14 protein-coding genes are annotated in these 12,948 nt (G+C 62.1%); 5 read left to right on the top strand and 9 right to left on the bottom strand.

The window, feature by feature from the left end; translation table 11 throughout:
- Positions 1 to 25: 25 nt before the first annotated feature.
- Positions 26 to 1,372 carry a DEAD/DEAH box helicase gene (locus D3M59_RS02400; RefSeq protein ID WP_119531249.1) on the top strand — a complete coding sequence of 449 codons (1,347 nt, stop codon included), beginning with the start codon at positions 26 to 28 and terminating at the stop codon, positions 1,370 to 1,372.
- Here D3M59_RS02400 and tgt read toward each other — a convergent pair.
- Entirely contained in the window at positions 1,369 to 2,505 is a 1,137-nt protein-coding gene (gene tgt, locus D3M59_RS02405) for a tRNA guanosine(34) transglycosylase Tgt (protein ID WP_119531251.1), read from the bottom strand. The two genes, D3M59_RS02400 and tgt, sit on opposite strands and share 4 nt — an antisense overlap.
- Before the next feature lie 49 nt (positions 2,506 to 2,554).
- Here tgt and D3M59_RS02410 point away from each other — a divergent pair, with 49 nt between their 5' ends.
- Both D3M59_RS02410 and D3M59_RS02415 read left to right on the top strand, forming a co-directional pair.
- The gene (locus D3M59_RS02410) at positions 2,555 to 3,310 is read left to right on the top strand and encodes a TSUP family transporter (protein WP_119531253.1); all 756 of its coding nucleotides are present in this window, start codon (positions 2,555 to 2,557) and stop codon (positions 3,308 to 3,310) included.
- A 61-nt stretch (positions 3,311 to 3,371) separates the two neighbouring features.
- Positions 3,372 to 4,379 carry a sulfotransferase family protein gene (locus D3M59_RS02415; RefSeq protein WP_119531255.1) on the top strand — a complete coding sequence of 336 codons (1,008 nt, stop codon included), beginning with the start codon at positions 3,372 to 3,374 and terminating at the stop codon, positions 4,377 to 4,379.
- On the opposite strand, the gene queA is transcribed toward D3M59_RS02415, so the two are convergent.
- The 8 genes from queA to D3M59_RS02455 all read right to left on the bottom strand — a co-directional run bounded on the left by queA (position 4,376) and on the right by D3M59_RS02455 (position 10,205).
- On the bottom strand, positions 4,376 to 5,404 hold the full coding sequence (gene queA, locus D3M59_RS02420) for a tRNA preQ1(34) S-adenosylmethionine ribosyltransferase-isomerase QueA (protein WP_119531257.1): 1,029 nt from the start codon (positions 5,402 to 5,404) through the stop codon (positions 4,376 to 4,378). The two genes, D3M59_RS02415 and queA, sit on opposite strands and share 4 nt — an antisense overlap.
- On the bottom strand, positions 5,404 to 6,081 hold the full coding sequence (locus D3M59_RS02425) for a peptidylprolyl isomerase (protein WP_119531259.1): 678 nt from the start codon (positions 6,079 to 6,081) through the stop codon (positions 5,404 to 5,406). The genes queA and D3M59_RS02425 overlap by 1 nt, the downstream gene beginning before the upstream one ends.
- Positions 6,082 to 6,138: 57 nt before the next feature.
- Positions 6,139 to 6,630 (bottom strand): pantetheine-phosphate adenylyltransferase, encoded by a 492-nt coding sequence (gene coaD / locus D3M59_RS02430; RefSeq protein ID WP_119531261.1) that lies wholly within the window; start codon positions 6,628 to 6,630, stop codon positions 6,139 to 6,141.
- The gene (locus D3M59_RS02435; RefSeq protein ID WP_119531263.1) at positions 6,630 to 7,535 is read right to left on the bottom strand and encodes a polyprenyl synthetase family protein; all 906 of its coding nucleotides are present in this window, start codon (positions 7,533 to 7,535) and stop codon (positions 6,630 to 6,632) included. The genes coaD and D3M59_RS02435 overlap by 1 nt, the downstream gene beginning before the upstream one ends.
- Positions 7,525 to 7,767 carry an exodeoxyribonuclease VII small subunit gene (locus D3M59_RS02440; protein WP_119531265.1) on the bottom strand — a complete coding sequence of 81 codons (243 nt, stop codon included), beginning with the start codon at positions 7,765 to 7,767 and terminating at the stop codon, positions 7,525 to 7,527. The genes D3M59_RS02435 and D3M59_RS02440 overlap by 11 nt, the downstream gene beginning before the upstream one ends.
- Before the next feature lie 32 nt (positions 7,768 to 7,799).
- Positions 7,800 to 8,492 (bottom strand): DUF1013 domain-containing protein, encoded by a 693-nt coding sequence (locus D3M59_RS02445; protein WP_119531267.1) that lies wholly within the window; start codon positions 8,490 to 8,492, stop codon positions 7,800 to 7,802.
- 67 nt (positions 8,493 to 8,559) lie between these two features.
- Entirely contained in the window at positions 8,560 to 9,204 is a 645-nt protein-coding gene (locus D3M59_RS02450) for a glutathione S-transferase family protein (RefSeq protein ID WP_119531269.1), read from the bottom strand.
- On the bottom strand, positions 9,201 to 10,205 hold the full coding sequence (locus tag D3M59_RS02455; RefSeq protein WP_233543106.1) for an NAD(P)H-quinone oxidoreductase: 1,005 nt from the start codon (positions 10,203 to 10,205) through the stop codon (positions 9,201 to 9,203). Before D3M59_RS02455 ends, D3M59_RS02450 begins: the two co-directional genes overlap by 4 nt.
- 72 nt (positions 10,206 to 10,277) lie before the next feature.
- Here D3M59_RS02455 and D3M59_RS02460 point away from each other — a divergent pair, with 72 nt between their 5' ends.
- On the top strand, positions 10,278 to 10,475 hold the full coding sequence (locus D3M59_RS02460; RefSeq protein WP_199662344.1) for a DUF1192 domain-containing protein: 198 nt from the start codon (positions 10,278 to 10,280) through the stop codon (positions 10,473 to 10,475).
- Positions 10,476 to 10,556: 81 nt separating this feature from the next.
- The gene (gene clpA, locus D3M59_RS02465) at positions 10,557 to 12,884 is read left to right on the top strand and encodes an ATP-dependent Clp protease ATP-binding subunit ClpA (RefSeq protein WP_119531273.1); all 2,328 of its coding nucleotides are present in this window, start codon (positions 10,557 to 10,559) and stop codon (positions 12,882 to 12,884) included.
- Positions 12,885 to 12,948 lie beyond the last annotated feature (64 nt).

The following is a 12,948-nucleotide window of genomic DNA, read 5'->3' on the forward strand; positions in this document are numbered from 1 at the left end:
TCATTCTTTCTTTCCGGATTATTTGATGCCTTTTGCCGACCTCGGCCTTTCCGACCAATTGCTGCGCGCTGTCACTGACAGCGGCTATGACATCCCCACGCCTATCCAGAAGGGCGCCATCCCGCCCGTCCTGATGGGCAAGGACCTTATCGGGATCGCCCAGACCGGTACTGGCAAGACCGCGAGCTTCGTCTTGCCGATGATCGACATTCTGGCGGAGGGCCGAACACGTGCTCGAATGCCGCGGTCCCTGATTTTGGAGCCGACGCGCGAGCTTGCTGCGCAGGTTGCCGAGAATTTTGAGAAATACGGCAAGTATCACAAGCTTTCGATGGCCCTGCTGATTGGCGGCGTGCAAATGGGCGACCAGGTGAAAGCGCTCGAGAAGGGCGTCGACGTGCTGATCGCGACGCCGGGCCGGCTCATGGACCTCTTCGGCCGCGGCAAAATCATGCTCAACGACTGCAACCTGCTCGTCATCGACGAAGCCGACCGCATGCTGGACATGGGATTCATCCCCGATATCGAAGAAATTTGCACCAAGCTGCCGAAGGGCCGTCAGACGCTGCTCTTCTCAGCAACCATGCCGCCGCCGATCAAGAAACTGGCCGACAAGTTCCTGAGCGATCCGAAAACGGTCGAGGTGGCGCGTCCGGCGACCGCCAACGTCAACATCGACCAGCGACTCCTGATTACTCGCGGCGACAAGAAGCGCGACGTTCTTCGGCAAATCCTTCGCAGCGACGAGCTCAAGAACGCGATCATTTTCTGCAACAAGAAGGTGACGGTGCGCGAGCTGACGACCAGCCTGAAGCGTTCCGGATTTGCAGTCGGGCAGATCCAAGGCGACATGGATCAGTCTGACCGCATCGCCGAATTCGACCGGTTCAAGAAGGACGAAATCAACATCCTGGTGGCTTCCGACGTCGCCGCGCGGGGCCTGGATGTGAAAGGCGTCAGCCACGTTGTGAACTTCGATGTACCGTGGCAGCCGGACGATTATGTCCACCGGATCGGTCGGACAGGCCGCGCCGGAGCCAAGGGCATTGCCTACACGCTAGCGACCAAGGAAGATGCAGAGGCTGTGTCAGCGATCGAGAAGCTGACGGGCCTGAAGCTACCTCGAGCCGGTGGCGCCGATGCGGAACCGGCGGCAATCGAGCAAGCGGAGGCTGCCCCTGCGGAGAAAAAGTCGCGAAGCCGTTCCCGCGCCAAGCCCAAGGCAGAAAATGCCGAGCCCAGGCAGCAGGAAACTCGTCCCGCAGAGACCGCTCCGCCCGCAAGGCAGGAGACCCGCCGACAGCCGACACGGGAAGATGATGACGGCTGGAACGGGCCGGTTCCCGGCTTCCTCTCTTTCAGCGCCCTCTAGGCGCCTTTTCGGCCACGCAAGTATCGATCGAGGAATGCGCTCGCGTGGGCTGTGAAACGGGCCTCCGCAATCGCGTCGCGCAAACCCTTCATCATCTGCTGGTAAAACCACAGATTATGTTCGGTCATCAGCATTGCGCCAAGAATTTCACCTGATCGCACGAGATGGTGAACATAGGCACGGCTATACGTCGTGCATGTCGGGCAGGAGCAATCCGGGTCCAATGGTTCCTGGTCCTCTGCGAACCGTGCGTTGCGAATATTGATCGGGCCATCCGCAGTGAAGGCCTGCCCGGTCCGCCCGGACCGCGTCGGCAGGACGCAATCGAACATGTCGATTCCGCGGCGGACCGCTTCGACGATGTCATCTGGCTTTCCGACGCCCATGAGGTAGCGCGGTTTGTCCGCAGGCAACTGGCCGGGCGCAAAATCGAGGCAGCCGAGCATCGCCTCCTGCCCCTCGCCTACGGCAAGGCCGCCGACGGCATAGCCGTCGAAGCCGATGTCGACCAGGGCGTCTGCCGACTCCTTGCGGAGTGCCATGTCGAGTACGCCTTGCTGGATGCCGAAAATTGCCGAACGCTCCGCATGCTCCCCGCCCCGGTCGAACTCGTCACGTGAGCGTCGGGCCCAGCGGATCGAACGGTCCATCGCCTCGCGCTGCTTCTTTGGCGGCACGTCGGGCCGCACCAGCTCGTCGAACTGCATGACAATATCGCTTCCGAGCAAGCGCTGCACTTCAATCGAACGTTCCGGAGATAGCATATGCCTCGAGCCATCCAGGTGGCTGCGGAACGAAACGCCTTGGTCGGTGACCTTGGTAAGCTCCGACAGGCTCATCACCTGGTAGCCACCACTGTCCGTCAGGATCGGCCTCTGCCAGTTCATGAATTTGTGAAGTCCGCCCAGCTTCGCCACCCGCTCCGCGCCCGGCCTGAGCATCAGATGGTAAGTGTTGCCAAGGATGATGTCGGCGCCCGTCGCGCGGACGCTTTCCGGCTTCATCGCCTTGACGGTCGCGGCGGTGCCGACCGGCATGAAGGCAGGAGTGCGGATTTCTCCGCGCTGCATCTGGATCGTGCCGGTGCGAGCTGCACCGTCGGTCGCGGCAATCTGGAATTGGAAGCGAGTCATCGGGGCCGCTCCCTAGCGGCTCCAACGCCGGCCCGCTACAGGCGGGGGCATGATCGAGACCTGGGTATATCCGGCGCTGACAGCAGTCGCCGTGCTGACCGGCTTCGTTGACGCCATCGCCGGTGGCGGCGGGCTTATCATGATGCCCGCGCTTCTGTTCGCGGGTGTGCCGCCGATCAATGCGCTCGCGACCAACAAACTGCAGTCGATGTTCGGCACATCGGTCGCCTGCTTCAACTATGCCCGCAAAGGCTTGGTCGACTGGCGAGCCAATATGCTGACCATAATCCTGGTCTTCGCCGGGGCGAGCGCTGGCGTTATTGCCGTGCAGGCCATCAACACGAAGGCTCTGGCGCTCGTCATCCCGTTACTTTTGATGGCGGTCGCGTTGTACGTGCTGGTGAGTCCGCGCATGAGCGACGAGGATGCGCACCAGCGCATTTCGGCGCGAGGCTATTCGCCCGTTGGCGCCGCGATTGGCGCTTATGACGGCTTTTTCGGCCCCGGCACGGGCAGCTTCTTTACGGCCACGCTCGTCGGCCTTCGCGGCTTCGGGCTGACCCGGGCCACCGCGTTGACCAAGCTGTTCAACCTCACCAGCAACATCGCCTCCGTCCTGTTTTTCGCGGTCGGAGGCAAGATGTTCTGGCTGCTCGGCTTGTGCATGGCGGCGGGAGCGATGGCCGGCGGGTGGATCGGCAGCCATAGCGCAATGAAATTCGGCGCCAGGCTGATCCGGCCGCTGCTAGTAGCTCTGTCGCTGGGCCTGACGGCGCGTCTGCTTTGGGGCTATTTCGCGGCCTGACTCCCGCCGCATTTACTCTCCATAGACGCGGCCATTCCAAGCAACCGGCAAGGTAAGTTTTGTGTCAGTAACGCCCCGTTTCGCGTTTATCGTCGGTGCCCCGCGCTGCGGAACCACTACGCTTGCAGATTGGCTTCAACAGCACCCGGACGTTTGCTTCTCGGCGGTCAAGGAGCCCCATTTCTTCACCCAGTATGACCTTGGGGATATCGATCCGTCCAAGCGGCAGCGCTTTGTCGATGAGGAATATCTGCGGCGTTTTTTCGGTAGCTGCACAGACAATCGACAGATGCGCGCCGAGGGCTCGGTGACTTATCTTTACCTGCCAGAGCGGATGGAAGCGGTTCTACGCCTTTGGCCGGAGGCGCGTTTCGTAATTGCGCTTCGCGATCCCCTTCAAATGTTGCCTTCGCTGCACCAGCGCCTGCTCATCACAGGTGACGAGAATATCGAAGATTTCGCCGAAGCGTGGTCGAAGATCGAGGACCGACGGCGTGGGCGTTCAATTCCTCGTTCCGCAGTCGATCCCCGCTTCCTTCGTTACGACGAGGCAGGCGCGCTTGGGTCGGCGGTCGAACGGTTCATCGACGCAGTTGGCCGGGAGCGCTGCCACTTTGTGCTGTTTGATGACCTCGTCGGCGATCCACAAGGTACGTATCAGTCAATGTGCAATTTCCTTGGGTTGGAGCCTTGGGAAGAAACAAAATGGCGGCAGCGGCGAGAAAACAAGACATTCCGCATCGGATGGCTGCAAAGGCTGCTTAAGCGCCCGCCGAAGATGGTTCGGACCGTCATGGCGGGCGAAAAATTCCGTCAGCGAGAGAAGGCTTTGGACGCTGGCCAAGGCGCTCTGGTTTCCGGCATTTTTCGCGTCCGCAAGGCAGTGCTTGAATGGAACAAGGTTCCAGCCAAGCGAACCCCGCTTGACCCCGTCATGCGAGAGCAAATTACCAACACCCTGCGCGATGAGGTAATCCTGTTGTCGCGCGTCATCGACCGAGATCTCAGCCACTGGCTTGGGGGCATACCCGGTGCCAACCCTCATTTGCGCCAGGCGAAGCGCGCCTAGGCAGGCAACAATAGCGAGGAGTCGCCGTAGCTATAGAAGCGGTAATCGTGCTCGATCGCGTGCGCATAGGCGCGCTTCATCACATCGAGGCCCATCAGCGCCGAGACCAGCATGAACAGCGTCGACTTAGGCAAGTGGAAATTGGTCATCAGCCCATCAACCGCACGGAACTTGTAGCCAGGCGTTATAAAGATGGCGGTGTCGCCTTCGAAGGCGTTGATGATGCCGTCCTCGCCCGCGGCACTTTCGAGGAGCCGCAGGGACGTGGTTCCGACCGCAACCAAGCGCCCCCCGGCCGAGCGGGCGGCATTTAGCCGGTCCGCCGTAGCCCGGTCGATCTGGCCCCATTCCGAATGCATCCGGTGCGCGGTCGTGTCATCCGCCTTGACGGGTAGAAAAGTGCCAGCCCCGACATGGAGCGTCAGCGTTTCGCACTTGATCCCGCGCTCCTCGATTGCGGCGAGCAACCGTTCGGTGAAATGAAGCGCGGCCGTCGGGGCGGCAACTGCTCCCTCCTTGCGCGCGAACATGGTCTGATAATCAGCGCGATCGGAATCATCGATGCCGCGCTTGCTGGCGATATACGGCGGCAAAGGCATCTCACCGGCCCGCTCAAGCAATAGCTCGACAGGTTCGTCGCCATGGAAATGCAGCAGGATCGCGCCCTGTTCGTCGCGACACACTGCGCTTGCGCGCACGTCGTTGCCGAAATCGATCAGGTCGCCGTCGCGCACACGCCTGGCGTTCCGAACGAACGCCCACCAGCTCCGCAAATCTTCGCGCTTGTGCAGCGTTGCGCCGACCGTCGCATCGCCCCGCTTTCCTTCAAGCTGCGCCGGTATGACCCGAGTGTCATTGAATACCAGCACGTCGCCGGGTTGCAGCAGGCCGGGAAGATCGAGCACGGTTCGATCCGACATCACCTCGCCAGTGACGAGCAACAGCCGCGCCGCGTCCCGCGGACGGGCGGGCCTTAGGGCAATGCGGTCTGGCGGGAGGTCGAAGTCGAAAAGATCGACGCGCATCAGTTACTTGCTGGCGTCTCTTGCGCAGCGGGCTGGGCAGGCGTCTCGGCGGGCGCAACCGGCTCGGCAGACGGAACTGCCGCAATCGTCGGCGCCGCCGGCAGCGGGCCTCCGAGGCTTGCGCGGACGATCGTCGTCGGCTCCGCAGGCGGCTCGCCCACCGCGATCGAGTCGACCGAGGCCATGCCTTCGACGACGCGGCCGAATGCGCTATATTTATGATCGAGGCTGAAGCGCGGAGCGGTCATGATGAAGAACTGGCTGTTGGCGCTATTCGGTTCTTCCGCCCGGGCCATCGAGGCAACGCCGCGAACGTGCGGCAGGTCGTTGAACTCGGCCTGGAGGTCAGGCAGCGGCGAACCGCCCTCGCCCGTTCCCTTGGGATCGCCGCCCTGTGCCATGAAGCCTGGGATAACGCGATGGAACTTCAGGCCGTTGTAGAAGCCCTGCGCGGTCAGCTGCTGGATTCGGTAAACCGTCTGCGGCGCAACGTCGGGGCGCAGCAGAATGACTACCTTCCCGCCGTTGGAAAGCTCGAGCGTCCAGCGATTGGCGGGATCAGCCGCAATTTCGGCCGGCGCGACGAGCGAGACGACAGGCTTGACAGGCGGAGGCGCGGGCTTGGCGGCAATCAGTGCGAACGCCAGAAAAGGCAAGGCAATCAGGCTCTTGTTCATTTTACACTCCCACCCCCGTGGTCGTCCGACTATCGCAGGCCGACGAAGCGCGCCAGCCTATTTTGCTAGCTTTGCGGCGACGTCCGCGGCGACCGCCGGGGTCACGAATTTGTTAATTGCCCCGCCATAGATGGCAATTTCTTTCACCAGCCTTGACGCAATCGGCTGCAGCGAAACGTCGGCCATGAGGAAAACAGTCTCGATATCGTCGTTCAGCTGCTGGTTCATCCCCGCCATCTGATACTCATATTCAAAATCGGCGACGGCCCGAAGACCTCGGAGGATGAGGCTGGCCCCTTCACGCTCTGCAAAGTCCATCAGGAGGGAATCGAATTCGACGACGGTCACGCCGGGCAAATCGGCGACCTCGCGCCGGACCATCGCCAGCCGCTCTTCCACCGTGAACATCGGCGACTTGGACGGATTTGTCGTGATGCCGATGACCAGCCGATCAACAAGGTGGGCACCCCGCCGGATGATGTCGAGATGGCCCAGCGTGATCGGATCGAAGGTTCCAGGATAGACCCCGACGCGTTCATGTGCCGGCATCAGCGATCCCTTTCCTCGACGTAGCGGGCGATAGCGCGCAATAGGTCGGCCTCATGGCCATGCTGAGCTAGATGCTCGATGGCCTGGGTAACCAGCAGCGTGCATTGCTGCCGCGCCCGCTCCTCCCCCATCAACGAAACGAAGGTCGCCTTGCCTGCGTCCGCATCCTTGTGCAGCCGCTTCCCGGCGGCGGCTTCGTCCCCGCTATGGTCAAGCAGGTCGTCCGCGATTTGGAATGCGAGACCGATATTACGCGCATAACCGCGATAGGGTGTGCGCCCTTCCGGCGGAAGGCGACCCATGATGCAGGCGGCCTCGACCGAGAATTCGATCAGTGCTCCAGTCTTGAGTTGCTGCAAGCGGGTAACGGCACCGATGTCCAGCGCCTGCCCCTCGGCTACGAGGTCCAGCATCTGGCCGCCCGCCATGCCGTTCGGGCCGGACGCGCGCGCGAGTTCCAGTACCAAATCCGACCGGATGAACGGATCCTCGTGCGTGGCGGGATCGGCGATCAGTTCAAACGCCAGGTCGTGGTAACAGTCGCCAGCCAAGACCGCGGTTGCCTCATCGAACTGCTTGTGAACCGTCGGCTTGCCCCGCCGCATGTCGTCGTCATCCATGCAGGGCAGATCGTCATGGATCAGCGAGTAGACGTGGATCGCCTCGATCGCCGCGCCCGCGCGAACCGCCCGGTCCTCGTCAATCGCGAACAGGCGGCCGGCGGCAACCGTCAGCAACGGCCGTAGATGCTTCCCGCCGCCAATGCCCGCGTGGCGCATGGCCTGGAACAGGCGGTCACGACCATCGCCGGTGTCAGTCAAATAATGGGCGAAGATGGCGTCGACCTTCGCGGCGATTCGAGACGCCTCCAGTCTCAGGTCGGACTCGGCTGCTTCAACCAGCATCGAACGGGCTCGTCCCTGCCGGCTGTCCGTCCGGTCCGAGCGCGATCTTTTCGATCTTCGCCTGCGCTGCCTTCAGGCGGGCCTCGCAGTGTCGCTTAAGCCGGTCACCGCGCTGGTAAAGATCGATGGACTCGTCAAGCGGCGCCTGCCCCTGTTCGAGGCTGCGCACGATCTGCTCCAGCTCGGCCAATGCCGCTTCGAAGCTCAGGCTTTCGATATCACCCTGTTCCATCGGTCAACTCTTGGCCGTTGGCGTGGCTGGAATCAACGCTTGAACGGGTCCTTGATGCCCGGAACGATCTCGTCCGACGTATCGATGCCCGCTTCGGCCGCAAGCGCGGCTTCCGCGTCCCGATGATGCTGCTCACGCTCGGCGCGAAGCTGCTCGATCAGTGCGTCGCGGTCGCTGTCCAGGCGGGTATCGGGCGCCGCTTCGGTGCCGGCGGCTTTCTGTGCCTTGGCAACGGCTGCGTCGAGCTCGCGCTGCGAGGTGAGGCCGAGTGTCACCGGATCCTTCGGCTGGATGTTGGCCATGTTCCAGTGTGTCCGCTCACGGATCGCGGCAATCGTGGTACGGGTGGTACCGATAAGCTTTGAAATCTGGCCGTCCGAAACTTCAGGATGGTTGCGGATGATCCAGGCGATACCGTCCGGCTTGTCCTGGCGCTTCGACACCGGCGTGTAACGCGGGCCCTTTGTGCGGGTGACCGGATCCGGAGCCTTGTGCATCTGGAGGATGTAATCGGCGTCCTTCTGGCCTTTTTCGATTTCTTCGTGCGTCAACTCGCCTGAGCGGATCGGGTCTCGCCCGGTCAGCTTCGTCGCCGCGGTGTCATCGGCGATCGCCTGCACTTCGAGTACGTGAAGCCCGCAGAAGTCGGCGATCTGGGGGAAGCTCAGCGACGTGTTGTCGACCAGCCAAGCGGCGGTCGCATGGGGCATGAGCGGCTGGGCCATCTTCGTCTCCACAAACAATTAGGGCCGCCCCTTCCCGGAGCGGCCAGCGTTGCGAGGCGATTTAGTCCTAGCTGGCGTTCAGGGCAAGCGGAGTCTGGCCACCCATTTCGACATGGCCGGGAAGCAGCATGACGCGTTCAAGCCAGCGGATGAGCTCGGGGTATGCCTCAAGGTCGAAATTCGCCTCGTCGGCTACGTGGGTATAGGCGAACAGGCAGATGTCGGCGAGGCTGAACTGGTCGCCCGCGAACCATCGACGATCCGCAAGATGCCGATCCATCAGGTCGAGTGCGGCGAGACCACTTTCGCGCTTCCCGCCGATCTGCATCCGCTGCACCTCGGTAAGTGCGTCGAGCCCGACAAACCGCATCCAGAACCGCAAGGTCGCGATGTTGGGTTCGTGACTATACTGTTCCCAGAACATCCAACGGAGCATGTCAGCCTGGTCGAAATGTCCGTCCGGGATCAGGCTGGTCCCGTTCGCGAGGTAAAAGCAGATCGCATTGCTTTCGGTCAGGAAGCGGTCTCCGTCCTGCAGGACGGGAATGCGACCATTGGCGTTGATGTCGCGAAGAAATTCGGGCGTGCGGGTTTCGCCCTTCATGATGTTATACTCGCGGCGCTCCAGGTCGATACCGACGTGGGCCGCGGTCAACTGGATCTTGTAACAATTTCCGGACCGGGAATCTTCGTGCAGGATCAGCCCGCTCATAAGCCGGTAGATAGCACGATCTTGCCGATGTGGTCACCCGCCTCCATCCGCTCGTGAGCGGCAGCGGCCTGCTCAAGGGGGAACTGCTGGTCCATCACCGGCTTCAGCCGATTACCCTCGACATAGGGCCAGACGGTCTGGGCGATCTCGTCACGGACCATCGCCTTGAAATCAAGATTTCGGCTGCGGAGCGTCGATCCGGTCAGCGTCAGTCGGCGGCGCATCAATTCGACGATCTGCACCTCTGCTATGGGGCCGCGCTGGAAAGCGATCGAGACGTGGCGCCCATCGTCGGAAAGGCATTGAAGGTTGCGCGCGACATAGTCCCCCCCGACCATGTCCAGTACTACGGCGACGCCGCGATCATCTGTCCACCGCTTCACAGCGTCGACGAAATCCGCAGTACGATAATTGATGGCGTAGGATGCGCCGAGGGCGATCGCGGCCGCGCACTTCTCGTCGCTGCCGCAGGTCACGATCACGTCAAGGCCGAATAGCATACCCAACTTGATCGCCATCGTGCCGATACCGCTAGTTCCGCCATGAACCAGCACCGTATCGCCATCCGATGCGAAACCGCGTTCGAAAAGGTTGATCCAGACGGTGAACAGGGTTTCGGGCATTGCGGCCGCCTCGGTCAGGCGCAGCACTTCCGGAACCGGAAGGCAGGTTCCTGTCGGCGCGACGCAATAGTCGGCATAACCTCCGCCCGCGACCAGCGCGCACACCCGTTGGCCGATCATGTGAGTGGAGCCCTGTCCGGTCGAAACCACAGTGCCGGCGATTTCCAGGCCGGGAATGTCGCTGGCGCCGGGCGGCGGCGGATAAAAACCTTTTCGCTGCAGGACGTCCGGGCGATTCACGCCGGCCGCGGCAACCTTGACGAGTACTTCGCCCTTGCCCGGCCGGGGGGTAGGCCGCTGGACGAGGCGGAGCGATTCCGGCCCGCCGGGAGAAGCAATCTCGATCGCCCGCATCACATCCGGGATGATTTCGCTCATTACCGCCCCCACGCCCACTACCGGAGCGGCAAGCTTATTGACTTGGGGCCGGTCCGGGTCAACGCTGGGGCCATGGACGAGGACGACTTCTTCTCCAGCCGCCCGCAGGATCCGCTGAGCCTGCTCGTGAAACAGGATTTGGGGCCCCTGTCGGTGGACGAGCTTCATGCCCGAATTTCGGCGCTGCGCGGCGAAATGGAGCGGGTCGAACGGCACATTGCCAATGTCACCGCGCACCGAAGCGCCGCCGATGCGCTGTTCAAGAAATAGGCCGAGCGGTCGTTACGCCTCCGCGCCCTTGATCGGGGCGCCCCATATGACGACATTGAGCGGGTAAGGAGATTCCCCCACATGCCCAGTTTCGCGCGTGAACTCGAGACCACCCTGCACAATGCGCTCGGCGAGGCGTCGAAGCGCCGCCATGAATATGCGACGCTGGAGCATTTGCTGATTGCGCTGGTCGACGACACCCATGCCAGCCAAGTGATGACCGCTTGCGGCGTCAACCGGGACGAGCTTAAGGCTACGGTTAAGCATTATCTCGACAGCGAGCTTGGGGCGCTCGTCGCGGACAGCGCGACCGATCCCACTCCAACGAGCGGTTTCCAGCGCGTGGTCCAACGGGCAATCCTTCACGTCCAGTCTTCCGGGCGGGACGAAGTGACCGGCGCGAACGTGCTCGTGGCTCTGTTTTCGGAGCGTGAGAGCTATGCGGTCTACTTCCTGCAACAGCAGGACATGAGTCGCCTGGATGCCGTTACTTACATTAGCCACGGCGTTGGCAAGGGCGAGGGATCGGCCGAGGTGCAACCGCCTCAAGGCGCCGAGGAAAAGACTGAGACGAAGAGTGGCGACAAGAAGGAGAGCGCGCTCCAACAGTTCACCGTCAACCTCAATGACAAGGCGAAACAGGGCAAGGTTGATCCGTTAATCGGCCGCATGCCGGAGGTCGACCGCACGGTACAGATCCTGTGCCGCCGGTCGAAGAACAACCCGCTCTACGTCGGCGATCCCGGCGTAGGCAAAACAGCGATCGCGGAAGGCCTTGCGCGCAAGATCGTCGAAGGTGACGTGCCCGACGTATTGAAGGAAGCGGTCATTTATGCGCTCGACATGGGCGCGCTGCTGGCCGGTACCCGCTATCGCGGCGACTTCGAGGAACGGTTGAAATCGGTGGTGACCGAACTCGAAAAGATGCCGCACGCCATCCTGTTCATCGACGAAATCCATACGGTGATCGGCGCCGGCGCGACGTCCGGCGGAGCGATGGATGCGTCGAACCTGCTGAAGCCCGCCCTGTCGTCGGGCGCAATCCGCTGCATCGGGTCGACTACGTACAAGGAATTCCGCAACCATTTCGAAAAGGACCGCGCCCTACTGCGCCGGTTCCAGAAGATCGACGTTAACGAGCCGACGGTCGAGGACACAATCAAGATCATCAGCGGCCTGCGCTCGTCATTCGAGAGCCACCATGGCGTGCGCTACACGCCGGACGCGATCAAGTCGGCAGTCGAACTTAGTGCTCGCTACATCCACGACCGCAAGCTGCCGGACAAGGCAATCGACGTCATCGATGAAGTCGGCGCGATGCAAATGCTGGTGCCGCCCAGCCGCCGCAAGAAAACGATCACCACCAAGGAGATCGAATCCGTCGTCGCGACCATGGCCCGCATCCCGCCGAAGTCGGTATCGTCCGACGACAAGCGCGTCCTCGAAACGCTCGAGTCCGACCTGAAGCGCGTCGTGTTCGGGCAGGACTTGGCGATCGAAAAGCTTTCGTCGGCGATCAAGCTCAGCCGGGCAGGTCTCCGCGATCCAGACAAGCCGATCGGCAATTACCTGTTCAGCGGTCCCACCGGCGTCGGCAAGACGGAAGTTGCGCGCCAGCTGGCGTCGATCCTCGGCATCCCGCTGCAGCGATTCGATATGTCCGAATATATGGAGCGCCACTCGGTCAGTCGGCTGATCGGTGCCCCTCCGGGTTATGTCGGTTATGATCAGGGCGGTCTCCTGACCGACGCGGTTGACCAGCACCCGCATTCCGTCCTGCTGCTCGACGAGATCGAAAAAGCGCACCCGGACCTGTTCAACATCCTGCTCCAGGTAATGGACAACGGGAAGCTGACCGACCACCACGGCAAGACCGTCGATTTCCGCAACACCATCCTGATCATGACAACCAACGCCGGCGCCGCCGACATGGCACGCGAGAGCATCGGCTTCGGCGCGATGAGCCGCGAAGATGCGCAGGAGGATGCGGTCAAGAAAATGTTCACGCCCGAGTTCCGCAACCGCCTAGATGCGGTGGTGCCGTTCGCCTACCTGCCGCCGGCCGTCGTGGCGCGAGTGGTCGACAAGTTCATCCTGCAGCTTGAGCTGCAGCTTGCCGACCGCAACGTTCATATCGAACTGGACGACGAAGCGCGTGAATGGCTGACAACCCGCGGCTACGACAAGCTGTACGGCGCACGGCCGATGGCTCGCCTGGTGCAGGAGAAGATCAAGCAGCCGCTGGCCGAGGAATTGCTGTTCGGCAAGCTGGTGGATGGCGGAGAGGTCAAGGTTCGGATCAAGGACAATCAGCCGGTGTTCGAAATCTCACCCGCTCCACCCAAGGCACCCAAACCAAAGGCGGCCAAGGCCAAGCGCGCGAAGAAGAGCGAGAAGCCGGAGGCCTGACGCTACGGCTTTCTTGACGGGAGGGGATGCGGGTTCCAAACCCCCGCATCTACCCTTTCCTTCA

The organism is Sphingomonas edaphi, assembly GCF_003583725.1.
In the GTDB taxonomy this organism is placed as follows: Bacteria; Pseudomonadota; Alphaproteobacteria; order Sphingomonadales; family Sphingomonadaceae; genus Sphingomicrobium; species Sphingomicrobium edaphi.